Raw genomic sequence first — 25,022 nt, forward strand, 5'->3', positions numbered from 1 at the left:
GGTTTAGCGATTGTTGAAAAAAGAGGGTGGAAAAACAGTACAATGGCGTAAAATGCGTAGGGGAATGCCTTCGCGACTAAGAATAATCTGGATGCGCAGCGCTTACGGCTGGTAAACGTTAAGCACTTTTTGCGCGAAAAGTGTTTGATTTCCAGATTGTTACGAAATCGTGGAAACTTTTGCTTACATGAAAAAGTATGTTAGACAATGTAAAGTCAAAAGAGTTTCCCAAAAGTTTTTGATATATTTAAGACTTAGGACTTATTAGAAACACATTTGAGGTGGTTATGAATAAAATTGCACGTCTTTCAGCACTGGCCGTTGTTCTGGCTGCATCCGTAGGTACTACTGCTTTCGCTGCAACTTCTACCGTTACCGGTGGTTACGCTCAGAGCGACATGCAGGGTAAAGCCAACAAAGCAGGCGGTTTCAACCTTAAGTACCGTTACGAGCAAGATAACAACCCGCTGGGCGTTATCGGTTCCTTCACCTACACCGAAAAAGACAACACCAGCAACGGTACTTACAACAAAGGTCAGTACTACGGCATCACCGCTGGTCCGGCTTACCGTCTGAACGACTGGGCGAGCATCTACGGCGTAATCGGTGTTGGCTACGGTAAGTTCCAGAACAACAACTTCCCGAACCAGAAATCCGACATGAGCGACTACGGTTTCTCTTACGGCGCTGGTATGCAGTTCAACCCGATCGAAAACGTTGCCCTGGACTTCTCCTACGAGCAGTCTCGCATTCGTAACGTTGACGTCGGCACCTGGATTGCTGGTGTAGGTTACCGCTTCTAATCACTTCGGTGATATAAAAAATCCGCCTCAAGGGGCGGATTTTTTTTGCCTGCGATTCGGGCCCCGCTTAGTTGACGGTAAACTCGTCGCTGCCCAGATGGTTGTAGTCCACTTTCTGTAACTGGAAATTGGTGATATACACCGGTCCGGCTTTCTGTTCCGAGATAAAGCGGTAGCGCGGGGTAATTTCCTGCGCGCTAATCCCGGTCCACTGCGAGAAGAAGCTGAGGAAATCATTCGCCGAGCGGCGGGCTTTAATCATCTTATGCGCTTTATCGTCGCTGGAGAGCACCATAAACGGTACCTGGAAGTTCTGCTGATATTTGTCATCATGGGCGAGATACTGCACTGCTTTACCGCGTTCTTTAAACGCCAGACCGTGGTCGGAAAAATAGGTGAGCGAGAAAGAGCTGCCGGAATTCTGTAGCTGGCCGTAGAGCTTTGCCAACAGCGCGTCGGTTTGCGTCACGCTGTAGAGATAGCACGAGGTCTCCTTTGACTGCACAAAGGTGGTGTACTTGCCTTTTGTGCGGTCACAGGCCTGCGGGTGCGAGCCCATAATATGTAATACGATCAGCTGCGGCTGGCTGCGCTCGACTGATAAGACCTGCTCGGTCAGTTTCAGCAGTTGTTCATCCTGAGTATTTTTATTGGCTTCAAAATCTCCGTTTTTCAGGAACTGCACCTCATCGGCGCGTTTGGCGATGCTGGCGATGGCGGTATCGTATTCACCAATTTGTCCCTGATTGGAGAACCACCAGGTCTGGAAGCCTGCGCGGTTGGCGAGGGTGACGAAGTTATCCTGATACTGGGGTTTACCGTCTACCACCCGATTGAGGGTCAGGCCCAGCGATTTCTGCGTGGAGCCGCTGGCGGCGACGTAGTTTTTAAACAGATAGCCGTTGACCGAACTGGCGAACGGCGTGTTGTCCCAGTGGCCGCCGAAAGCGCCAAGCGCATCGCGGCGCGCGCTTTCGCCAATCACCACAACATAGAGATGGTACTTAGGCTTCACCGCCAGCACGTGCCAGCTATCTTTCATGTTCGCTAACTGCGCCATCCGCGCCTGTTCATCCAGCACTTCATTGTTATTAACGATCACGTCTTTTACGAAGCGCACGGCGGGATAACCGCTATCAATGACTTTAAAGACGCCGCCCCAGGCCAGATTTTGCACTGGCTGTAGAAAGAAGATACCGATGCTAAACAGCAGCCCCAGATATTCCACTTTGCCAAGGCGCGTGGGCGGCTGCGGTTTCCGCCGTATGGCAATGACGCCGAGGGCGAAGATAAATACCGCCAGCAAATAGTTGTACCACGGAAAAATAGTGAGAATTTCCGTCGACTCTTCAACATTCGTGGCGTGCAGCGCCAGCAGCGTATTGAAGTTTGGCGCGCCGTAAGCCTGGCCGAAGGGATAGTACATTGCGGCCAGCAGGGAATAGAGGCCAACAACGCCTTTTTGTACCCGCGGGAAGGTGCGCCACAGCAGATGGAGTACGCAGGTAAACGCAACGGTATAGAGCAAGCTAAATTCATACCCAAGCGCCAGATTAATCAACAGCGACTGTAAAAAGTAGAATCCTGTCCACGGGTTCAGGGCCAGCCTGCGGGCGGCCAGCGTTTCTTTCAGAGTGACATTCATAATTCGTAATCAACAAGACGCCATGTTCGTCCCCTGGCATCAAGGGGGTAAAACCTGCTGGACAGTGCGTGAAGAGGGTCTCTGCGAGCCGCAGTAGTGGCAGGGCTGACAAACGATAGGGCCTGCGAATGGTAAGGTCAACTGTTCATAACAGATTGTTTTGCGAGAAAGCTTACAAAACTTGAAAAAAGCGCTGAAAGGCGAGGAAACCGGGTAGGTTAACGGGGGAAAATGACAAAAAAATGAAGCGGCGTACCGTGACGCCGCGTTAGTGGTTAGGTTTGTCCTGCTGCGGTTTGCCGTTGATCATGTCGCACAGCATGCCGATCAGCATTAAGCGTACTTTAAAGGGTGAATGGCTAAACACGTTTAAGCACCTCTTGAATTCGTTCATGGTTATTCCTCCTGCGTTTTCGCGCCGTCAAATCCGTGATGGCTGTTTGCATTACATACAGATATAGCACAGGCTATATTTTATAGCTATGGCTAAAACGTTAATTTTTTGTGCTACGGGCGCAATCCATTACAATGTGGATCCTTTTATATGATGCTTGACGCGTCACACCAACGAGGAAGCACAATGAACCGTCGCGCAGGTAAGCCCATAACTAAAAAAGTGACGCAGCTGGTTAATGTCGAAGAACACGTAGAGGGGTTCCGTCAGGTGCGCGAAGCGCATCGTCGCGAGCTTATTGATGACTATGTGGAGCTGATCTCCGATCTGATCAACGAAGTGGGCGAAGCGCGCCAGGTGGATATGGCTGCGCGTCTTGGCGTTTCGCAACCGACGGTGGCGAAAATGCTTAAACGTCTGGCGAGCGTCGGCTTGATCGAACAAATCCCCTGGCGCGGGATCTTCTTAACCCCGGAAGGGGAAAAGCTGGCCCATGAAAGCCGCGAGCGTCATCAGATTGTGGAAAACTTTCTGCTGGCGATTGGCGTGAGTGCGGAGATTGCCCGCCGCGATGCGGAAGGAATGGAGCACCACGTCAGCGAAGAGACGCTGGCGCAATTTAAGCTGTTTACCCAGAGATTACACGCGGAATGAATCTCCCCTTTGTGCAGTCGCTCGCCCGTGACCGTTTCCTGCATCTTTTATTGCTTATCGCCATTATTCTTAGCCTGTTCGTTCCTTTCGCGCCTCGGCGCTGGGGGCAGGCTATCGACTGGCACACTATCATCACGCTCAGCGGGCTGATGCTGCTGACAAAAGGGATTGAACTGAGCGGTTATTTTGATGTACTGGGGCGTAAAATGGCGCGCCGTTTCGTCACCGAGCGCCAGCTGGCCATCTTTATGGTGTTGGCTGCCGCGCTGCTTTCCACTTTTTTGACCAACGACGTCGCGCTGTTCATCGTCGTCCCCCTCACGTTGACGCTGAAAAAATGGTGCGCCATCCCGGTGAACCGGCTGATTATTTTTGAAGCGCTGGCGGTTAATGCCGGCTCTTTATTAACGCCCATCGGCAATCCGCAGAATATCTTACTGTGGGGGCGCTCCGGGCTATCGTTTCTTGCCTTTATCGGCCAGATGCTGCCGCTGGCGGCGGCGATGATGATCACGCTGTTGGTGCTGTGTTGGTTCTGTTTCCCCGCCGCTCGGCTCAATTATCAAAGTAGCGACAAAGCGCCGGAGTGGCGGCCTAAGCTGGTGTGGAGCTGCCTCGCTTTCTACCTTATCTTTCTGGCGGCGCTGGAGATGAAGCAGGAACTCTGGGGACTGGCGCTCATTGCCGTCGGGTTCCTGTTGCTGGCGCGAGCGGTGATTATCAACGTCGACTGGTCGCTGCTTCTGGTGTTTATGGCGATGTTTATCGACGTTCACCTGCTGACGCAGCTGCCGGTGCTGCAGCAGTGGCTGAACGGCGTCGGCCAGCTCTCTTCCGGCGGGCTGTGGCTGACGGCAATCGGACTGTCGCAGTTTATCAGCAACGTGCCATCGACTATTTTGCTGCTTAATTACGTACCGCCAACGATGCTGTTAGCGTGGGCGGTGAACGTCGGCGGCTTTGGGCTACTGCCCGGGTCGCTGGCGAATCTGATTGCGTTGCGGATGGCCGGCGACCGCCGGATCTGGTGGCGCTTTCATCTTTATTCCATTCCGCTGCTGATCTGGGCGGCACTCACCGGTTATGCCTTGCTCACGCTGTGGCGCTGATTTTCAGAGGATTGGGCAAGAAACGGGCAGGAACACCCCATTCGCGATGACGACGCTCGGGCTATAACTATCTGGCTGACGTTAATCATCCGAATGAGGACACTGCTATGCGTTATCAAAAACTGGGAAATACCGGCCTGTTTGTCTCTGAGCTGTGCCTTGGCACCATGACCTTCGGCGGCGAAGAGGGGATGTGGGGGAAAATCGGCCAGCTGCGCCAGGCGGAAGCCGAACAGCTGGTGGGCAGCGCGCTGGATGCGGGCATCAACTTCATCGATACCGCCAACGTTTATTCAAAAGGACGCTCGGAGGAGATAACCGGCCAGGCGTTAAAGAACCTGAAGATACCGCGTGAAAACGTGGTGGTGGCGACCAAAGTGTTCGGCGAAACCGGCACCGCTGGGGTGAACTCGCGCGGCAGCTCCCGCTACCACATTATGGGCAGCGTGAAAGAGAGCCTGCGCCGCCTGCAGCTCGATCATATCGATCTCTACCAATTACACGGTTTCGATCCGGCGACGCCTATCGAAGAGACGCTGTCGGCGCTGGACACTCTGGTGCAGCAGGGGCACGTGCGCTACATCGGCGTTTCTAACTGGGCGGCCTGGCAAATCGCCAAAGCGCTGGGCATCGCGGAACGCCTTGGGCTCTCGCGCTTTGCTTCTCTGCAGGCTTACTACACGATTGCCGGGCGTGACCTGGAGCGCGAACTGGTGCCGATGATGCAAAGCGAAGGTCTCGGCCTGATGGTCTGGAGCCCGCTGGCGGGCGGACTGCTGAGCGGTAAATATCGCCGCGATGGGCAGGCGGAAGCGGGCGGTCGTCGCCTGGAGTTCGACTTCCCGCCGGTGAATAAAGATCGCGCCTTTGACTGCATCGACGTCATGCAGGCGATAGCCGAAGCGAAAGGGGTATCGGTAGCGCAGATTGCGCTGGCGTGGCTGCTGCATCAGCCGGCGGTCACCAGCGTTATTATTGGCGCCAAACGGGCTGAACAGTTGCAGGATAACATTGCCGCCACCGCTATTCGCCTGAGTGAAGATGAGTTACGCCAGCTTGACGCGGTCAGCGCGCTGCCGCGCGAGTATCCGGGTTGGATGCTGGAGCGCCAGGGGGAATATCGCCGTAAGCAGCTTGACGCGCAGTAACGCCGTTTTTTCCGTGCTTATAAAGATCGCCGCTTGCGGCGATCTTTTTTGTTTGTATGGCTCACAGAAAACGATCCTGCTTTTGCTTCGGCGGCGGTTTTTTTGTATATGACTAGTCATAACATTTAAATGACTAGTCATATACAGAGGCGAACCATGAAAGACAAACTACCGGCCAATTTTTTATGGGGTAATTCGGTCTCCAGCATGCAGACCGAAGGAGCGTGGAATGAGGGGGGGAAGGGGATGTCGGTATACGATATCCGTGAACCGTCGGAGTTCGCCTCGGACTGGAAGGTAGCGACCGACTCCTACCATCGCTTCCGCGAAGATTTTGATTTAATGCAGGATCTGGGCATGAACTGCTATCGCTTCCAGATAGCCTGGAGCCGCGTCTGCCCGCAGGGAGATGGCGAGTTCAATGAAGAGGGGATTGCGTTCTACCATCAGTTTATTGATGAGCTCATTGCCCGCGGTATTGAACCAATGATCTGCCTCTATCACTTCGATATGCCCTTGTCGCTGGCGGAGCGCTACAACGGTTTTACCGACCGCCGGGTAATGGACGCCTTTATCCGCTATGGCCAGAAGATGATCGACTGCTACGGCGATAAGGTGAAGTACTGGCTGACCTTCAACGAACAGAATCTTTACCATTCGCCGGAGGCTTTTCTGATCACCGGTTATCTGCGTGGCGATAAAACGCTGCGCGAGCTTTACCAAATTCAGCACCACGTGATGATGGCGCACGTTCATCTCACCGACTATCTGCATCAGGCCAAACCACAGTGTCTAATGGGCGGAATGCTGGCCCATGCGCTGGTCTACCCGGCAACCTGTAAGCCGCGCGATATTCTGTGCGCCCAGCAACTGGACGAGTTTTTAAACCAGAACCTGCTGCGCGCCTACGCGGGCGAGGGCTATAGTCCGGAGGTGATGCATTTTGTCGCCCGTGAAGGTTTTGATGATATCTATCGCCCTGAAGATATCGCGCTGATGGCGAGGGTGAAGGTCGACTATCTGGCATTCAGCTACTACGCCAGCCGCGCGCTCAATAGCGATGCGATTCCGCCGGGCACGGCGGTGAATAACTACATGCTCTTCGGTAATCAGGACAATCCATACCTGAAGGCGACGGAATGGAACTGGCAGATCGATCCGCTGGGATTCCGCATGATCATTACCCGCTATTACAACGACTGGCGGCTGCCGGTCTTCCCGATTGAAAACGGTATCGGGGTAATTGAATCCTGGGATGGCGAAAATCCGGTCGCTGATGATTATCGTATTGCCTATCACCGCGATCACATTGACGCCATGAAAGCGGCAATGTTTGAAGACGGGGCGCAGGTGATAGGCTATCTCGGCTGGGGATTAATCGATATCCTTAGCTCGCAGGGCGACATGCGTAAACGCTACGGCGTGGTGTACGTCAATCGTGAAAACCACGATCTTAAGGATCTGAAGCGGGTGCCGAAGAAAAGCTACGCGTGGCTGAAGCGGGTGATTCACAGTAATGGCGAAGAGATGTAACGGCACGCGGGCGGTGTATGCCGCCCGCCAGCCCTTCACAAAATAGTAAAGGATCGGAGAATGACGGCGAAGTATCTTAATATCGCGCGGGAAATAAAAAAGCGGATCATCAGCCAGCAGTATCCTGCCAGCGCGCCGTTACCCGACCAGTTTGCGCTGGCGGCAGAGTTCAATACCAGTCGGATGACGATCCAGCAGGCGATGCGTCAGCTGATTGTCGAGGGGCTTATCTACACCCGCAAAGGGCAGGGCACCTTTGTGCGGAAAAATTTCCTCCAGCTATCGCAGTGGGAACTGCCCGGCAGCGACTATTTCGGCGCCACCAAAACCTGGGAGCATCTTGGCGAAGTGCAAAGCGTAGTCGTGCGCTTTGAGCTGCGTTTTCCCAGCGAGAAGGAGCAGAGTTCGCTGCTGATCGACGCCGATGCGCCGGTGTATGACTTCGTCCGCCTGCGGTTGCTTAACGGCGAGCCGGTTTCGCTGGATTTAACGGTGATGCCGGTAGCGCTGGTGCCGGGACTCAATAAAAGCCATCTGCAGAGTTCGGTGTTTCGTTATGTGCAGGAGACGCTGGGGCTGAAGCTGATGGGGTCTTATCGGGTGGTGCGGGCGATGAAGCCGGATGAGCTGGATAAATTACATCTTAACTGCGAGCCGACCGACCCGGTGCTGGAGGTTGAGCAGGTTATCTATCTGGAAGACGGTACGCCGCTGGAGTACGCGCACTGCCGCTACCGCTACGATCATGGCGGGGTCATTCTGGTCAATAACGGCTAGCCGGAAGATTTACCCTGCTGGCGCTGCGCTTAGCAGATGCAGATAAAAAAACGGCGGGCACCAGGCCCGCCGTTTTCATGTGGTTGCTGAACTTAGTTCAGGCGCACCGGCATCCCTGAACGGTTCTGGATCGCCTGATCCATTACGCTCTGGTCAACGTCAGGCTGGCTGGTCACCGACTGCACGGCCTGAGTCAGGCTGATAGGCACGATTTCGCCGCCTTTGAACTGCGCTTCGGTGGTCGACAGCGGGTTATGTACTTCGACGTAGCGGCTGCCATCCGGTTCGGTGGTGGCTTTCACCGGCTCATCGATAAACTGCACGCGGGTGCCGACCGGCACGTTCTCAAACAGGAATTTGATGTCTTCGTTACGCAGACGCACGCAGCCATGGCTCACGCGCAGGCCGATACCAAAGTTGGCGTTGGTACCGTGGATGGCGTACAGACGACCGATATACAGCGCGTACAGGCCCATCGGGTTATCCGGGCCTGCTGGCACGACTGCCGGCAGCGGGTTACCTTCCGCGGCGTATTCGGCGTGCATTTTCGCCGTCGGGGTCCAGGTCGGGCCCGCTTTCTTACGCTCAACTTTGGTCGTCCAGTTGATAGGCGTATCTTTGCCCAACTGGCCGATACCGATCGGCAGTACGATGACGGTATTAGTGCCTTTCGGGTAGTAGTACAGACGCATCTCGGCGCTGTTGATAACGATGCCTTCGTGCACGGTGTCCGGCAGAATCAGCTGTTGCGGAATATTCAGCACGGTACCGCCTTTCGGCAGGTAGGTATCCACGCCCGGGTTCGCTTCCAGCATGTTGGACAGACCCATCTGGTATTTGGCAGCGAAATATTCCAACGGCTGTTTATTATCGTCTGGAATAGTAATGACCTGGTTCTGGCCAATCAGACGGCTGCCGTCGGTCGGCAGAGGATAGGTAACAGCTGAAGCTGTGTTGCAAAAGCCCACGATGGCGAAGGCTGCCGCTAAGAGTGTCGATAATTTCATATTCTTCATGTCGTGCGCGGTGTCAACGCCACACGGGCCTTGTTAGATATTCAGATAGTAGATGGGAGCGCATTATATGTGCTTTCCGATAAACAGGTAAATCAGATGTGTACGAAATCACAATTTTTTCCTGTTGCTACTAGTGTAGTGCGCAACGCGCCGCTTTCACGGCGAATCGTCTGGTTATCGAAACGTGGATTAATCTTCCAGCAGCCGCGACTGTAACGCCTCGCGCGCCTGCGGCGTCAGGCGATATTCCTGTTCCAGCCAGCGGTCGACATGACCGTAACGCTGTTCAATGCTGGACAACGCGGTCGCCAGATACGACTCCTGGACGGTCATGATGGCGGCGAGATTTTTACGCCCATTATCGTTAAGGCCTTCGCCGAAGGTGTCGAGCAGGAATCCTTCGACCTGCGCCAGCATCCCCTGGGTCAGCAGATACTCTTCCATGACCGTATTGCTATCGCAGCCAAGCGCGAACAGCGTCAGGGCGCAGCCGACGCCGGTACGGTCTTTACCAACCGCGCAGTGCTGCAGCAGCGCGCCGTCGAAAGGTTCCATCAACCACTGAGTCAACTGGCGATAGGCGGCGTTATCAAACGGCAACTGGCGGTAGAGCTGTAGCATAAACTGCTCGCCGTCCATGGTGTTGAGGGTCGCGGCGTTAAACTCGGTGACTTTCGCATTGACGCTGCTGGAAAGCGGATTAGCCGGAGCGTTGAGGTAGAAGGCTTCGCTATTTAGCCGGTCAGGGCTGCGATTGACCTCCGTCGGATCGCGATAATCCAGCACCCGGCTCAGCGGAATGGCGCTGAGATGATTGAGATCCTCCGGCGTCATGTTGTGCAGCGAGCCTGAGCGCAGCAGTTTGCCAGAACGTACGCGCCGGCCGTCGGCCGCGCGTTGACCGCCGAGGTCGCGAAAGTTAATGCCGCCTTGAAGCGAGATAAATGCAGGATGGCTGGTGCGGGTGGTCATAAATTCCCTCTGAATTGCGGATAATTATTATGTCTTAGCAATCGGTCATTTTGCGGTAAAACCCTGACCATAGCATAGTTATTGGCGGGCTTTTTACCGCAGCCCGTGAAAAGTGAACCATTTGCTGGCATAATGTCTGGTTCATCACATCCCTAATTCTCTATTTTCAGGATATCCTCGTGCTAGTATCCAGCAACGTCACCATGCAGTTTGGCAGTAAGCCGCTGTTTGAAAACATCTCCGTCAAATTTGGCGGCGGCAACCGCTACGGCCTGATTGGCGCCAACGGCAGCGGCAAATCCACGTTTATGAAGATCCTCGGCGGCGATCTTGAGCCGACGCTGGGCAACGTTTCGCTCGACCCGAACGAGCGTATCGGTAAGCTGCGCCAGGATCAGTTCGCCTTCGAAGAGTTCACCGTGCTGGATACGGTTATCATGGGCCACGGCGAGCTGTGGGAAGTGAAGCAAGAGCGCGATCGCATCTACGCGCTGCCGGAAATGAGCGAGGAAGACGGCTATAAAGTGGCCGACCTGGAAGTAAAATACGGCGAGATGGACGGCTATTCCGCCGAAGCGCGCGCCGGTGAACTGCTGCTCGGCGTCGGTATTCCGGTGGAGCAACATTACGGCCCAATGAGCGAAGTCGCGCCGGGGTGGAAACTGCGTGTCCTGCTGGCGCAGGCGCTGTTCTCCAATCCGGATATCCTGCTGCTCGATGAACCGACGAACAACCTCGACATCGATACCATTCGCTGGCTGGAGCAGGTGCTGAACGAACGTGACAGCACCATGATTATCATTTCGCACGACCGTCACTTCCTGAACATGGTCTGCACTCATATGGCGGATCTCGATTACGGCGAACTGCGCGTGTATCCGGGCAACTATGACGAATATATGACCGCGGCGACCCAGGCGCGTGAGCGTCTGCTGGCCGATAACGCCAAGAAGAAAGCGCAAATTGCCGACCTGCAGGCCTTTGTTAGCCGTTTTAGCGCCAACGCTTCAAAATCGCGTCAGGCGACTTCCCGTGCCCGTCAGATTGATAAAATTAAGCTGGATGAAGTGAAAGCCTCCAGCCGTCAGAACCCGTTCATTCGCTTCGAACAGGATAAGAAACTGTTCCGTAACGCGCTGGAAGTGGAAGCGTTGGCGAAAGGCTTTGATAACGGCCCGCTGTTCAAAGGGGTTAATCTGCTGCTGGAAGTTGGCGAAAAGCTGGCGGTACTGGGGACCAACGGCGTCGGTAAATCAACGATGCTGAAAACGCTGGTCGGCGAACTGGAAGCGGATAACGGGACCGTCAAGTGGTCCGAAAACGCCCGTATCGGTTACTACGCTCAGGATCATGCCGAAGATTTCGAGAACGACCTGACGGTCTTTGACTGGATGAGCCAGTGGAAACAGGAAGGCGATGACGAGCAGGCGGTACGCAGTATCCTTGGTCGTCTGTTGTTTAGCCAGGACGATATTAAAAAGCCGGCGAAAGTCCTCTCCGGCGGCGAGAAAGGACGCATGCTGTTCGGTAAGCTGATGATGCAGAAACCGAACATCCTGGTGATGGATGAACCGACTAACCACCTGGATATGGAATCGATCGAATCGCTGAACATGGCGCTGGAGATGTATCAGGGCACCCTGATTTTCGTTTCTCACGACCGTGAGTTCGTTAGCTCGCTGGCGACTCGCGTACTGGAGATCACCCCAGAACGCGTCATCGATTTCAGCGGCAACTACGAAGATTACCTGCGCAGTAAAGGTATCGAGTAATCCCTCTCCGTTACCCGGGTGGCGGCTACGCCTTACCCGGGCTACCAAACAGCATAGTGCTGTAGCCCCGGTAAGCGGTAGTGCCACCGGGGATTTCGAGACCACCAATACCGGCAGTTTCAGCGGGACTTGGTCAGAGTCTCCACTCGGTCCCTTCGACGCCATTCACCAGCAGTTGGCGTTTTTCTCCCGCTGGTAATAACAGCTTCAGCGCTTTCCACGCCGGGCGATAGTTGCCGCGAGCGTTAATATTCAGGTTTACACTAGTGGCGCTGCAGGTCATTTCCCACTCCAGCCATAGCGCATCCCCTTCTTTATAGCCCCAGCTTTCGCCGTCGTCTTCAAACAGCAGGCCGCGGGTTGAGCCGGTACCTTTCAGCGGGAACAACTGCAGTTCGCGACGATCGTCTTTTTGCGCATCGACGTGGTTGATACGTTCACTGAGCGGCAGACCGGCGCCGGCGCGGACCAGCAGCGGCAGTTTTTCCAGCGGCGCGTCCAGCGTCACCCACTGACCACCGGCGAACCACTGGTGGCTGTAAAAATCGTACCAGCCGTCCTGATTATCGGGCAGCCACAGCTGGCGCTGACGGGCGCCGGGCTCTACTACGCTTGCCACCAGCAGATCGCGCCCCAGCATGAAGTCATCACACTCGGCGAAGGTCTGGGTATCGTGCTGGTGATCGAGGAAGGTCGGGCGCAACATGGGTTCGTCATCGGCATGCGCCTGCCATAACAGGGTGTACAAATAGGGCAGCAGACGGTAGCGCAGCTCGATGGCAGAGCGGATCGCCGGGGTGATTTCCGGGTACATCCAGGGTTCATTGACCGTCTGGTCGTCATTCCACGAGTGAATGGTAAAGCGCGGATGCATCACGCCGTTTTGCACCCAGCGAACGAACAGTTCTGGCTCGGGTTTATCGCCGGAGAATCCGCCGACGTCATGGCCGACGTTAAACAGCCCGGAAAGACTCATCCCTAATCCCATACGGGTGTTATAGCGCAGCGTATCCCAGTTGGTGCGGTTGTCGCCGCTCCAGGTCTGTACGTAGCGCTGCATCCCGGCACAGCCGGAGCGGGAGATCAGATACGGGCGCTTTTGCGGCGCAAAACGCTGCTGCGCTTCCAGCGAGGCGCGCATCATTAATAGCGGCATCACCGGGCGAATATGCTTAATGGCGATTTCGCGGCCAAAGCCGTAGCAACGCGCTTCGCCGTCCCATACCTCATACTCGTTATTATCATTCCAGGTCGAATCGATACCCATCTCCAGTAGCTGGGTGGTTACGCCTTCTTGCCACCAGGTCACGGTGTGCGGGTTGGTGAAGTCGAGATGCGAACCTTCATCGTCCCAGAAGCTGGAACGTTCGGGAGCATCGGTTTGCGAATCGCGAATAAAGAGGCCGCGTTCCGCCACTTCGCCATAGCGCGGGTGATCCTGCAGCAGGCACGGTTTGATATTGGCAGCCAGTTTCAGCCCGGCATCGTGGAACGACTGGCTCATCACTTTTGGCTGCGGCACCTTGTCGTAGTTCCAGTTAAAGACGTAGCGCTTGCCGTTGATTGAGGTATAGCCGGAAGAGAGCTGGAACGAATCACAGGGGATCGCATGCTGCTCGCACAGGCGGATAAAATTCATCAGCTGATTTTGCGCATCCGGCGCGTCGGTATAGTGCATCGTCGAACCGCTGTAGCCGAGGCTCCATTTTGGCCCAAAGAGGGTTTTACCGGTCAGACGGACGAACGCCTTGGTCACATCCAGCACCTGCTTACCGGTAAACAGGTAATAATCGATGTCGCCGGCTTCCGCCTGCCAGCGGCGATAGGCGGTGTGGTAGTTGTCGATTTCATTACCCAGATCCAGCCAGCAGCTGCTCAGGTTGTCATAGAACAGGCCGTAGCTGATATCGCTGCGCTGCGTGATGGTAAACGGAATATGTTTATACAGCGGGTCTGTGCTGACGGCGTTGTAGCCCATGGCATCGAGGTTACGCATTTCGTAGCGCTTACCGTTACGCTGCAGGTCGCCGGCCTTTTCACCCAGACCATAGAAACGCTCATCTTTACGACGGCTGAGATAATGGGCGACGCCATCCCCGTGGGCATTTGCCAGATAGGCGCTGGTTGGGCGGTCATTGGCGAGCGTCTGCCACTCGCCGGCGTCGTCGCGATAGCTCCACTCCAGCCAAAGCGGCTGGTGGACGGTGACGCGCAGCTGGCGGGTGGCGATGGTCAGCGCGTCATCTTCTTTGGTCATCTGCCAGGCCGGGAGGCTAAAACCGCTGAGGTCATCCCGCGCGCGGCCTTCCCACGGGACATCCTGCTGCGGGGCGATACTCCATGTGCGATCCAGCGCCAGTTGGCCCTGGCGCTTCAGCAGGACGCGGAATAAATTCTCTTCCAGCACATACAGACACAAAGTGTGCTGACCATCAACGGTCAGTTCAACGTGATGCTCCAGCTGTTGGTGCAAACTCCAGTGTTTCAACGTCTTCATATTTTACATCCACTCTCAGGCGCGCTTGGCGCGACGTTCAGCAATAAATGCCACCAGGAAAACGGCGCCAATCAGGTCAAAGAACCCCATGGCGATAAACAGCGGGTTGAAGCCGATTTTGTCGGCGGTCACCCCGATTAATAATGAGAACAGGAAGCTGGCGATCCACGCCGCGGAACCGCGCATACCGTTGACCGTCGCCATTTGTCCCTTGTCGAAAGACTCCACCACCAGCGCGCTGAGCATGCAGGAGATGATCTGGTGGCCGAAACCGCCAATGGAGATCAGGATGATGGTGATATAGGGATCGCGGGTAATGGCGACCAGCGCCAGCGAGATCATCAGAAACGCGCCGGTAACGGAACTGGCGATGACCGAGTTGACTCGCGTACAGCCGAACCAACGGACGTACAGGCGGGTGAGGTAGCCGCTGACCACGCTGCCAAGGTCGGCGGCGAGGAACGGCAGCCAGGCGAACATCGCTATCTGTTTAAGATCCATACCGTGCTCTTTCGCCAGGTACAGCGGCACCCAGAAGCTCAGCACCGCCCAGGCGGGCTCGGCCATAAAAGCGGGGATGGCGATACCGTAGAAACGTTTATTCTTCGAGACGGTTTTTAGCGCGGTAAAAAAGGGCAGCTTCACCGGCGGCGCTTCGTTATCCTGCTTGATGTACTCCAGCTCGCCTTGGCTGAGATTCGGGTGTTTTTCCGGGCTCTGGTAGAACACCCACCACAGCACCACCCATAGCAGCGCCAGCACGCCGGTAAACATAAACGCGCCCTGCCAGCCGAAGGAGGCGTGGGCGAAGTAGATGATAGGCGGCGCCAGCATCGCGCCGATAGAAAAGCCGACGCCAGCCCAGCCGGCGGCAATCGGCCGTTCGGATTTCGGGAACCACTCGCCGATGGTTTTAGCGTTAGCCGGGGTGGCGGCCGCCTCCGCGCCACCCATAAAGAAGCGCAAAATAGCCAGATGCAGCCAACTGCCGGCGCCGGCGTGCGCGATACAGGCTACCGCCCACAGCGTGGCGCAAACCATAAAGCCCAGCTTGAGCCCGATGACGTCGATAAGCCAGCCGCACAGCGGTTGGAAGATGGTATAAGCCAGCTGAAATGCGCCGACGATCCACGAATATTGCTCGGTGGTAATACCGAGTGTGGCTTTCAGTTCCGGGGCGATAATCCCCAGCGAGTTACGTGTGATGTAGTTGACGGTGACGCCAAGTAAAAACAGTACCAGCACCCACCAGCGCAGGTTTTTCACTACCCGGCGCGTTTTGCTGACTGCCATATCATTGTTGAGGCCTTGACTCATAGAACTCTCCACAAGACGTTGTAGGGGGAAGTGACGACCCAGGCGCTGGGTCGTCACGTAATAGTTCTAACCATTTGAATTATTTGTTTTTATTTCAATATCTATTGGTATAACTAGTATGGAAGATATTGGACCAATTCAAAATAAGGGAGAAAGTCGGCAGGCAGTAGCGCTATTTATGCAAAATTTTTCATGAGATGACGTAGTTCTCATAATTTGGCGGAGTATTTGCTTGTTGGTCAGGGTTTAGCGACTATGAAAATTCTTTCATTTTTGAATTGGAGCTGGATCACAGAATGGACAAAAAGCTGCGAGTCGCGGAAATTGCCGCCCGCACCGGGCTGTCGGCCAGTACGGTTTCGCGTGTGTTAGCCGGAAAAGCGAATACCAGCGAAAAGGCCCGTCAGGCGGTATTGGCCTGCGCCCGTGAACTTGGGGTGATGCAGGGATTGGCCGCCGGGCGGCTACTGCTCAACAACCTGCTGATTTTTGCGCCACAGCGGGCCTTCGACGAACGTTCAGATATTTTCTACTACCGCGTCATCCAGAGTATTAATAACGCGCTGGCGCCGCATGAAGTGCGTCTGCGTTATTGCGCGCTGGAAGAAAACGACAGCGACGCCAATCTGTTTCTGGCCCGCATGAACGAGACCGACACCCAGGCGGCGGTATTACTGGGTATCGACGATCGGCATATCCACGCGCTGGCGGCGGATCTTGGCAAACCTTGTGTATTAATCAATTGCCGGGATGAGGGGATGCGGCTTCCTTCCATTGCGCCTGACCATCGCCTGATTGGTCAGTGCGCCGCTCGTTATCTGTTTGATATGGGCCATCAGGCGGTAATGAACGTGATGTGCCTGCGCCGCTATACTATGGAGCTACGGCTGGTGGGTATTAAAGAGGCGTGGCGCGCGTGCAACCTGCGGTTTACCAGTAGCCGCGACCTGATTAGCGTCGCTAATTTTAGCGCCAGAGAAACGGAAGAGCAGGTCGGTGCCTGGCTCGATGCTTTACAGGGGCGCCCGATGCCGACGGCATTCCTGGTGGGCGGCGATTTTATGGCCGCCGGTACCGTCAGCGCGCTGCAAAAACGAGGCCTGCGGGTGCCGCAGGATGTCTCGGTGATGAGTATCGACGGTTTTAATCTGGCGGCGATTCAGGACGTGCCGCTGACGGCGATTCATGTGCCGCGGGATGAGCTCGGCAGCGAGGCGGTGCATCTTCTCCAGCAGCGTCTGCTGCGCCCGGAAGCGCCGCACGGTTCGCTACTACTGCACGGCGCCCTGGTGGTACGCGATTCGGTGCGGCGGATCCGGCCAGGCAAGAGCCATACCGCCGTAGAACAGCAAGGTCTGTATGATGATTAGATCTTCATGCCCAATGCGCGTTTGCCGTGCTCGTTAAGATCGGCAACGGTGAAGCGCGCCTCCCAGTCGCATTCATAATCCTCGCGCGGGAAATCCCCGGGAGACGCGCCTTTTTCCAGCGCGATTTTTACCTTCTGCGCGTAGGCGAGATTCTTCTCGCACATCGGCGCGGCCGGGATGTACATGACGTTGCCCCAGCCCTGTTGATTTTCCACCGGCGCGACCGAGTGAATGACATCGCAGTGCCACCAGACGGAATCACCGGCATTCAGCGCGGGAATCGAGCTTAGCGCTTTGATGAGCAATGGATGCCATTGCTCAGAGATAGGCAGCACCTTGCCCGGCGCGACGCCGCACAGTTCATCTTCTGGCACATCATCCAGCAGCGGACGCAGCAGAACGTAAGCCATCGCCTCCGGGATCGGCACCACGTGCAGTAGCCCTTGACCGGGGATCATGTCCGACAGCGCCGTCCAGCCCTGGAAGGTGCGGAAGACCGAACATTTGGTGGTGTTATCGACGGTGTACTCTTCCACTTCGGTACGGTGCGCCGCGTCCCACGGATCGTAGGCGTCGATATTGCCATTAAAGACGTTGGCGAAAACCTGCTGATAAGCGGGAAGCAACCAGCGCTCCAGCGCTCCGGAATCGGTATGTGCGCCCAGCCCCTTTGACGTGGTTCCCGGCGGGCGGCGGCGGATGCGGTCAGGGTAAATCACGCTGACATCCGGATCGAACCAGCGTTTGCCGTCCTGCTCAAAGCGCCACAGGCGGTTAAGGAAGGATTGTACCGCAGCCATTTCATCGCTTTGGCGCGCCTGCATTTGCGAGGGTGACCAGTAGATCGGATAGATCTCCGGGCGCGAAGCCTCCAGCGAGCCGAAGAAGCTGTCGCCGGGCCCTTTGTAAACGTCGTCGAAATGGTTCAGGTCCAGGTATTCCAGCATCGCGTTATCCCAGGCCAGCGCCTGTTCGCGCGGGTAGTGGCCTTTGATAACCGCGCAACCGCGGCGCTTAATCGCCTCACGCTGCGCCTCGCTCACTTTACCCTGGGCGATATCGCTAAACGGGATTACCGGCCAGACTTCCTGACCCGCGGCTTTCAGGGCATTAATCTCGTCCAGGCGCTCGCTGATGCGCGCCGAGAGTCTATCGAATACCGCCTGGACATCGCCGATTTGCGCCCGTAGCGCCTGTTTCATCTGGCGAATCGCCGCTTTGTGGTCGGCAGGTAATGTTTCGTGGGTAGGGAGAGCAGCCATAATCACCTCGCTGTATCTTTCATTCGAAAGTAATAAATCTTACAAACGTTAATTTAAGTTAAATTAGAGTTAATGCAAGTTTAAAATTATGCAGCGGCGCACAAAATGGAAAAGCCGGGGCGGATACCCCGGCACAGGATCAGTCGTTGAAAGGGGAGGTCTTATCGAGAACGGCCTGAATCACCTTCAACGCGCCGTCGTGGTTATTGTCATCGGTGGTGAAACCGGCGATGGCTTTGATGCTGTCGGCGGCGTTGGCCATAGCAAAAGCATATTTCACCAGTTTTAACATTTCGGCGTCATTGCCGCTGTCGCCAATTGCTACGCATTGCTGCGGCGAAAGGTTCCAGCGTTTGAGCAGGCGGCTGATGCCGTTGGCTTTATGCAGGCCGGGGATAATCAAATCGACAAAGCCAAAGCCGCTGGTGACCGGCTTCATGATCCCGTCGAGCGAGACGTGCAGTTTATCGATAAGCTGTGGAATATCGCTATCCGGCAAGTTGAGGGAGAATTTGAATAGCGTATCGTCGATGCGATGGTAATCGCTTACCCGCTGCAGACGATGGTAGTGCTTCGACATCAGCTCAACAAAGGCGTCCGGGGCTTTATCGCTCACGTATGCGCTTTGCAGGCCGCAGGCGACAAAGTTGAGCTGCGGGTCTTTTAGCAGTTCGCCAATCACCACCTGTGATTCGTGACGGGTCAGTTCGCCGTGGAACACCTGTTTGCCATGCTCGTAAACCAGAGCGCCGTTTTCTGCGACGAACGAAATCTGCTCGCGGATTTCCGGGAAAAATGAGATCAGCTGATAGTACTGGTTGCCGCTGGCGACAACAAATTCAATACCTTGCTGTTTAAGCTGCGCAAACTGCGCGAGGAAACGCGGGCGGTCATACAGCTTGGCGTCATTGAGAAAAGTTCCGTCCATATCGGTGACGATAACTTTAACGGTCATAAGAGGTGCTCCTGGCTTAACTTCGACCAGTAACATTCTAATTACAATGTGATGGGGAGCACAAATTTATTTCGAATGAAAGTTTATCCCATTATCAACGGGTACAGAAGATGTCACCCGGCTCAGCGCAGCGCCGGCCGGGTATTTTCCTTACAGCGTATGTTCGGTTCGGGCGATAATATCGTCCTGGGTATCCGGCGACAGGGCGGTGAAGAACGCCGAGTATCCGGCGACGCGGACCACTAAATCGCGGTACTGGTCAGGGTGTTTCTTGGCTTCCAGCAGCGTTTCGCGTGACACGATGTTGTACTGAATATGCCAGCCTTTGTGCACTTCAAAGAAAGTACGCAGCAGCACCATCAGCTTTTGCTTATCAGACTCGTTCTCCAGCGTGGAAGGATTCAGCTTCTGGTTGAGCAGCACGCCGCCGAGGATCGCGCCGGTCGGCAGTTTGCCTACCGAACTGATAACCGCCGTTGGCCCCAGGTGATCGGTACCGGAGGCCGGGCTGGCCCCTTCCGCCAGCGGCGCATGCGCTTTGCGGCCATCCGGCGTCGCCATGGTTTGCGCGCCGAACGGGACGTTCGCGGAGATAGACGACGTACCGGCGTAATAGTTACCGCCAATCGGGCCGCGGCCGTAACGCGGGTTATGGTACTGCTTCAGCTCGTCGATATAAGTCTGATAGGCGCGGGCCAGCAGAATATCGACGCTATCGTCGTCGTTACCGTACTTCGGCGCGCCGTTGATCAAGCGCTGACGTAACTGCTCGTGGGTCAGGCCGGCAAAATCTTCCGCCAGCGCCTTCGCCAGTTCCTGCTGGCCGATAACGCCCTGATCGAAGACCAGTTTTTTCACCGCCGCCAGGCTGTTGCCGAGGTTGGCGATCCCGACCTGCAGGCCGGAAACCCAGTCATATTTCGCGCCGCCCTGCTTGATGCTTTTCGCCCGTTCGATGCAGTCATCAACTAACGCTGAGCAAAGAATATCGTGGACGTTCTCTTCCAGCATGGTATCGACAACGTACTCAATCTCGATGGATTTACGGGTGTAGTAGCGGATCTGGGTGTCCCAGTCTTCCAGCACCTGGTCGAAGTTAGCGAAGTTGCCTTTCGACAGCGCATGTTGTTGGGCAAGGAATACCTGGCCGCTGGTGGCATCGCGGCCGCCTTCCAGCGTCGCCAGCATCACCCGCGCGAAGTTAATAAAGCTCATGCCGGTGCAGCGATAGCCCCATTTGCCGCCTACCGCGGTTTCGATGCAGCCGATAGCGGCGTAATCGTAGGCGTCCTGCGGCTCAATGCCGAGCTTGATAAATTCCGGAATGACGATTTCATCATTGTTAAACGCCGGCATGCCGAAACCGCAGCGGATCACCTGCACGCAGGCGTCGAGGAAGTCGTTGCTCATCCCGGCGTGGTAACGCACGCTGAGGTTCGGCTGGGTCGAGCGCAGGCGGCCGCAGGATTCGAGGATCGCGTACGACAGCGGGTTGACGGCGTCCTGCGGTTGGCCGTCGACCAGATTTTGCCCGCCGATGGTGACGTTCTGGTACAGCGGGCTGCCGGCAGAAGCTTTGGAGTGCGAGCCGGAGCGAATTTTGTTGACCTCCAGCAGCTTCAGCCAGCAGCAATGCAGCAGCTCGATGGCCTGTTCGCGATCCAACGATTGCTGCAGTTCAACGTCGCGGCGGTAGTACGGATAGAGGTACTGGTCCATGCGGCCAAAGGAGACCGAGTGGCCGTTGGATTCAATCTGCAGGATCAACTGAATGAAGTAGCAGAGCTGCAGCGCCTGCCAGAAGGTTTTTGGCGGCTCGTGGGCGATGATCTCGCAGTTTTCGGCAATGGCCAGCAGTTCGTCGCGGCGAAGTTCGCGCGGCTCCTGGGCCGCCATGTCACGCGCCAGCGTGGCGAAGCGTTTGCTGTGTTCGCTCACTGCCGCGAGCACGATATCGATAGCTTTCAGGAACTGCTCGCCGTGCAGATCTTCCAGTACCGTCAAATTAATGCGCGAGCGGCGTTCAGCGACCTTCGCGCGCATACCGTCGAGCCCTTTTTCCAGCAGCAGCGGATAGTTGACCGCCAGGTGGGCGTCGCCGGAGGTCATGTTACCTTCGGCTTTGATAATGCCGGTAGCGAGCAGCGCTTTTTGTTCGTCGGTAAACATGCCGTAGCAGCGGTCCTGAACGGTCTGCCCGCGCCACCATGGGCACACTTCATGTAATACGCGCTTATTCTCTTCGCTGACCGAGAAACCGGCGCCCGGACGGTCGGCGAGATCGTCGATCTCTTTCTCAATCCAGCTGACGGTATATTCCGGGAATATCGGCGCGGCGCGAACTTCGCTGGCCTGGTTGCCGACGATCAGCTCATCGTGCTTGATCCAGATAGTGCGTTCCGCCAGGTGATGCGCCAGCGCCAGCGCGCGACGTACCGGAATCGGTTTATCGAGATGTTGCTGATAGGCGGCGGTATAGTGTTGGGCGCGCTCGGTACAGACCGGCGGCTTAACGATATGTACCAGCGCCATTTTATGCGCCTGAATGCGGGCGCTCAGAGTATCCAGTTTTAAGGTGGTCATAAGTTATCCTCGTAGGGTCGCCGTTAAACCTTTGCTTTGCGCGTACTGCTGCGCAAAGGCCAGCAGCTCGGGAGCGGCCAGCGGTTTTTCCGGTGCGGTATAGGGCTGACTGAGTAATTGGTATTTATTCATTCCCAGCGTGTGGTACGGCAGGAAATGGATTTCGCTGACCTTCAGGCGGTCGGCGGCAAAATCGGTAATCGCGGTAATGTCGGCTTCGTTGGCGTTAAATCCCTGAATTAATGGGACGCGAATGATGATTTTTTTCCCTGCCTGCGCCAGGCGCTGCAGGTTATTCATTACCCGGCGGGCGCTGCCGTCGGTCCACTGCTGGAAGACGGCATCGTCAACGTGCTTCAGGTCGGCCAGAAACAGATCGACAAACGGTAAAGAGGGTTCAATGTACTTCCACGGTACGTGCAGGCAGGTTTCCACGGCGGTGTGAATGCCCGCCTTATGGCTGGCTTCGAACAGCGCCTGCGCCAGCGTCGGGTTCATAAAGGGCTCGCCGCCGGAAAGGGTAATGCCGCCGCCGCTGCGATCGTAAAACGGCTTATCGCGTAGCACCGTCGCCATAATTTCCGCCACGCTTTTTTCCTCGCCGCAGACCGTCAACGCGGTAGTGGGGCAGCAGTCGCGTAGCGCGGCAATATGGCGCTCGTTGACGTTTTGCCGATAGATAATCAGGCCGTCGAGGGTACGGATAATCACCTCCGGCGCCGCCTGCTGGCACAGCTCGCAGCCGTCAAGACATAGCCGCGCGTCGTACAGCAGGTCTTCGTTGCGGGCGCGGCTTTCCGGGTTCTGACACCAACGACAGCCCAGCGAACAGCCTTTAAGGAATACGACGGTACGGATCCCCGGGCCGTCATGGGTGGAGTAGCGCTGGATGTTGAAGATCATGATTTACCCTCTTATTTGCATATGAAGATTAAATAACTTTCGAATGAAAGTTATATTGACGCAAATCAACAAGCGGTGTGGGTAAAAGAGACGGGAAGAAAAAGAACGGTGTGGTTCACAAAATAACCGGCGACCTGGCTCGCCGGCGGCGGGAAATTAGCGCGAACCGCACACCTCGCACTGCGGGTGGCGCATCAGCTTCATTTCGCGAAACTGGCAGCTCATCGCGTCATACATCACGATTTTGCCCCTGGCGGGGGTGCCGTAACCGGTCAGCAGTTTAATCGCCTCCATGGCCTGCAGTGAACCGATAGTGCCGACCAGCGGCGCCATCACCCCGGCTTCGACGCAGGTGAGGGCGTTTTCGCCGAACAGGCGGCTCAGGCAGCGATAGCAGGGCTCGCCGTCCTGATAAGTAAAGACGCTGATTTGCCCTTCCATACGAATCGCCGCGCCGGAGACCAGCGGGGTTTTGTGCTGGAAGCAGCCGGCGTTAAGCTGATTGCGAACAGCAACGTTGTCGGTACAGTCCAGCACCAGATGGTGGTCGGCAATCTGCGTTGCCAGCGCCGCGTCATCCAGCATTGCATCGATGGTGACCAGCCGGACGTGCGGGTTAATGCGCGCCAGCGCATCGCGGGCAGAATCGACCTTCGGCTGGCCGATGGTCGCGTCGCTGTGCAGCGTCTGACGTTGTAGATTGGATAACGAAACGGTATCGAAATCCAGCAGGGTGAGCTGACCCACCCCGGCCGCCGCCAGATATTGAGCGGCGGCGCAGCCGAGCCCGCCGAGGCCGACGACCAGTACGCGAGCGGCTTTTAACCGCTCCTGACCGTCGAAATCAAACCCTCGCAGTACGATCTGCCGGTTATAACGCAGCATCTCCTCGTCGCTCAGCTCAACGGCCATTACAGCCCCCCAAACAGGTGATTAAAGGGCTCGACTTCGACCCATTCGCCCGCTTCGACGTTGCCGCGTTCGCGCTCCAGTACGATAAAGCAGTTACCGAGGCTGAATGAGCTGAAAATGTGCGAGCCCTGATGGCCGGTGGTGCTCACCACCAGTTCGCCTTCCGGATTGCGCTGCAGCACGCCGCGCTGGAAGTCGAGGCGGCCCGGCGATTTTTTCAGCCGGCTGGCGGCGCGCACGCGCAGACGCATCGACTGGGTTTGACCGCGGTTGCCGGAGAGCTTGGCCAGCAGCGGCTGTACCAGTTGATAGAAGGTTAAGGTGGCGGAAACCGGATTGCCCGGCAGGCCGCAGAACCAGCTGTTGCTGAGCTTGCCGAAGGCGAACGGTTTACCCGGCTTAATCGCCAGCTTCCAGAAGCCGATCTCGCCCAGTTCTTCGAGGATAGTTTTGGTGTAATCGGCTTCGCCCACGGAGACGCCGCCGGAACTAATCACTACATCGGCCTGCTGGTCGGCGGCGATAAAGGCGTCGCGCAGCTTCGCCGGATCGTCAGGAATAATACCGAGGTTGATGACCTCGCAGCCCAGCTGTTCGAGCATCAGATGTACCGCCAGGCGGTTAGTGTCATAAATCTGGCCGTCGCCGAGCGGTTGGCCCGGCAACTGGAGTTCATCCCCGGTCGAGAAGACCGCGACGCGCACTTTACGGACTACCTCGACGTCGGCAATACCCAGCGATGCCAGCACCGGCAGTTCCGCAACGGTAAGACGAGTCCCTGCCGGGAATACTACCGCGCCGTTGGCGATATCTTCGCCGCGACGGCGTATATTTTGCCCGGCTTTCACCGGCGCGATGAAGCGCACGCCCGCATCGCTTTGTTCCGTTTCTTCCTGCATGACCACCGCGTCGCAGCCTTCAGGCACCGGCGCGCCGGTCATGATGCGGATACAGGTGCCCGCCGGCCAGGCGTCGTGGAACGGTTGGCCGGCAAAGGCCTTACCGGCAACCGGCAGCGACGCGCCGTCGGTGAGGTCGGCCAGGCGCACGGCATAGCCGTCCATCGCTGAGTTATCAAAACCGGGGACGTCCAGCGGCGAAACGACATCATGGGCGGTCACGCGCGAAAAGGCCTGCAGCAGCGGCAGGGTTTCCGTAGCCTGCAGCGGCGAAATACGGTCGAGCATCTGAGTCAGGGCTGTGTCGAGCGGCATCAGTCCGGCGGTAAAATCCATGGGTTACTCCTGCTGGCAAAACGTCGAAAACGCCTATTATGGCAGAAAAGCGCCGGCGACTGTATGCCACTGCGGTACGAGGCTTTACATCACCGGATGCTCTTTCTATATTCAAAAAATGTATAAAAGGTTAGTCAGTATAATGATATCTATACAGTTTATGGC

General features: G+C 56.2%; 20 protein-coding genes. 8 read left to right on the forward strand and 12 right to left on the reverse strand.

Annotated elements, in window-relative coordinates:
- Window positions 1-287: 287 nt before the first annotated feature.
- A complete protein-coding gene (gene ompX, locus PGQ95_RS05615; protein ID WP_015367577.1) occupies window positions 288-803 on the forward strand; it encodes an outer membrane protein OmpX in 516 nt (171 codons plus the stop codon).
- A 67-nt stretch (window positions 804-870) separates the two neighbouring features.
- Here the strand turns inward: ompX and PGQ95_RS05620 are convergent, their stop codons facing one another.
- Complete coding sequence (locus PGQ95_RS05620) at window positions 871-2,448, reverse strand: phosphoethanolamine transferase (protein WP_087860020.1); 1,578 nt, start codon at window positions 2,446-2,448, stop codon at window positions 871-873.
- A 268-nt stretch (window positions 2,449-2,716) separates the two neighbouring features.
- Window positions 2,717-2,842 carry a manganase accumulation protein MntS gene (gene mntS, locus PGQ95_RS05625; RefSeq protein WP_015367575.1) on the reverse strand — a complete coding sequence of 42 codons (126 nt, stop codon included), beginning with the start codon at window positions 2,840-2,842 and terminating at the stop codon, window positions 2,717-2,719.
- Between the two features lie 186 nt (window positions 2,843-3,028).
- Here mntS and mntR point away from each other — a divergent pair, with 186 nt between their 5' ends.
- From mntR to PGQ95_RS05650, 5 genes are all read left to right on the forward strand, one after another.
- On the forward strand, window positions 3,029-3,496 hold the full coding sequence (gene mntR / locus PGQ95_RS05630; RefSeq protein ID WP_113373913.1) for a manganese-binding transcriptional regulator MntR: 468 nt from the start codon (window positions 3,029-3,031) through the stop codon (window positions 3,494-3,496).
- Window positions 3,493-4,605, forward strand: a complete 1,113-nt coding sequence (locus PGQ95_RS05635) for an anion transporter (RefSeq protein WP_430917215.1) — start codon at window positions 3,493-3,495, stop codon at window positions 4,603-4,605. The genes mntR and PGQ95_RS05635 overlap by 4 nt, the downstream gene beginning before the upstream one ends.
- 107 nt (window positions 4,606-4,712) lie before the next feature.
- Window positions 4,713-5,753 carry an aldo/keto reductase gene (locus PGQ95_RS05640; protein WP_430917217.1) on the forward strand — a complete coding sequence of 347 codons (1,041 nt, stop codon included), beginning with the start codon at window positions 4,713-4,715 and terminating at the stop codon, window positions 5,751-5,753.
- Window positions 5,754-5,909: 156 nt separating this feature from the next.
- Window positions 5,910-7,286 carry a glycoside hydrolase family 1 protein gene (locus tag PGQ95_RS05645; protein ID WP_316424449.1) on the forward strand — a complete coding sequence of 459 codons (1,377 nt, stop codon included), beginning with the start codon at window positions 5,910-5,912 and terminating at the stop codon, window positions 7,284-7,286.
- A 60-nt stretch (window positions 7,287-7,346) separates the two neighbouring features.
- Entirely contained in the window at window positions 7,347-8,063 is a 717-nt protein-coding gene (locus tag PGQ95_RS05650) for a GntR family transcriptional regulator (RefSeq protein WP_087860015.1), read from the forward strand.
- Window positions 8,064-8,155: 92 nt separating this feature from the next.
- Here PGQ95_RS05650 and ldtB read toward each other — a convergent pair whose 3' ends face one another.
- Both ldtB and PGQ95_RS05660 read right to left on the reverse strand, forming a co-directional pair.
- Window positions 8,156-9,070, reverse strand: a complete 915-nt coding sequence (gene ldtB / locus PGQ95_RS05655) for a L,D-transpeptidase (RefSeq protein ID WP_015367569.1) — start codon at window positions 9,068-9,070, stop codon at window positions 8,156-8,158.
- A 198-nt stretch (window positions 9,071-9,268) separates the two neighbouring features.
- Window positions 9,269-10,051, reverse strand: a complete 783-nt coding sequence (locus PGQ95_RS05660; RefSeq protein ID WP_047049100.1) for a tyrosine-protein phosphatase — start codon at window positions 10,049-10,051, stop codon at window positions 9,269-9,271.
- A gap of 179 nt (window positions 10,052-10,230) precedes the next feature.
- On the opposite strand from PGQ95_RS05660, the gene PGQ95_RS05665 reads away from it, so the two are divergent.
- On the forward strand, window positions 10,231-11,823 hold the full coding sequence (locus tag PGQ95_RS05665) for an ABC-F family ATPase (RefSeq protein ID WP_015367567.1): 1,593 nt from the start codon (window positions 10,231-10,233) through the stop codon (window positions 11,821-11,823).
- A gap of 133 nt (window positions 11,824-11,956) precedes the next feature.
- Here PGQ95_RS05665 and PGQ95_RS05670 read toward each other — a convergent pair whose 3' ends face one another.
- Complete coding sequence (locus PGQ95_RS05670; protein ID WP_430917220.1) at window positions 11,957-14,320, reverse strand: TIM-barrel domain-containing protein; 2,364 nt, start codon at window positions 14,318-14,320, stop codon at window positions 11,957-11,959.
- A 15-nt stretch (window positions 14,321-14,335) separates the two neighbouring features.
- The gene (locus PGQ95_RS05675) at window positions 14,336-15,637 is read right to left on the reverse strand and encodes an MFS transporter (protein ID WP_113374838.1); all 1,302 of its coding nucleotides are present in this window, start codon (window positions 15,635-15,637) and stop codon (window positions 14,336-14,338) included.
- A 296-nt stretch (window positions 15,638-15,933) separates the two neighbouring features.
- Here PGQ95_RS05675 and PGQ95_RS05680 point away from each other — a divergent pair, with 296 nt between their 5' ends.
- Window positions 15,934-17,007, forward strand: a complete 1,074-nt coding sequence (locus PGQ95_RS05680) for a LacI family DNA-binding transcriptional regulator (protein ID WP_087860012.1) — start codon at window positions 15,934-15,936, stop codon at window positions 17,005-17,007.
- Here the strand turns inward: PGQ95_RS05680 and PGQ95_RS05685 are convergent.
- The 6 genes from PGQ95_RS05685 to moeA form a co-directional block, all read right to left on the reverse strand.
- Window positions 17,004-18,269 (reverse strand): DUF1479 domain-containing protein, encoded by a 1,266-nt coding sequence (locus PGQ95_RS05685; RefSeq protein WP_430917222.1) that lies wholly within the window; start codon window positions 18,267-18,269, stop codon window positions 17,004-17,006. The two genes, PGQ95_RS05680 and PGQ95_RS05685, sit on opposite strands and share 4 nt — an antisense overlap.
- 139 nt (window positions 18,270-18,408) lie before the next feature.
- Window positions 18,409-19,224 (reverse strand): Cof-type HAD-IIB family hydrolase, encoded by an 816-nt coding sequence (locus tag PGQ95_RS05690; RefSeq protein ID WP_430917224.1) that lies wholly within the window; start codon window positions 19,222-19,224, stop codon window positions 18,409-18,411.
- A gap of 150 nt (window positions 19,225-19,374) precedes the next feature.
- Complete coding sequence (locus tag PGQ95_RS05695; RefSeq protein WP_430917226.1) at window positions 19,375-21,807, reverse strand: formate C-acetyltransferase/glycerol dehydratase family glycyl radical enzyme; 2,433 nt, start codon at window positions 21,805-21,807, stop codon at window positions 19,375-19,377.
- 3 nt (window positions 21,808-21,810) lie between these two features.
- Complete coding sequence (locus PGQ95_RS05700; RefSeq protein ID WP_411326052.1) at window positions 21,811-22,710, reverse strand: glycyl-radical enzyme activating protein; 900 nt, start codon at window positions 22,708-22,710, stop codon at window positions 21,811-21,813.
- Between the two features lie 156 nt (window positions 22,711-22,866).
- Window positions 22,867-23,622 (reverse strand): molybdopterin-synthase adenylyltransferase MoeB, encoded by a 756-nt coding sequence (gene moeB / locus PGQ95_RS05705; protein WP_430917228.1) that lies wholly within the window; start codon window positions 23,620-23,622, stop codon window positions 22,867-22,869.
- The gene (gene moeA / locus PGQ95_RS05710) at window positions 23,622-24,857 is read right to left on the reverse strand and encodes a molybdopterin molybdotransferase MoeA (protein WP_430917230.1); all 1,236 of its coding nucleotides are present in this window, start codon (window positions 24,855-24,857) and stop codon (window positions 23,622-23,624) included. The genes moeB and moeA overlap by 1 nt, the downstream gene beginning before the upstream one ends.
- Window positions 24,858-25,022: the final 165 nt, after the last annotated feature.

The organism is Klebsiella sp. 141240 (assembly GCF_050600805.1).
In the GTDB taxonomy this organism is placed as follows: Bacteria; Pseudomonadota; Gammaproteobacteria; order Enterobacterales; family Enterobacteriaceae; genus Klebsiella; species Klebsiella aerogenes.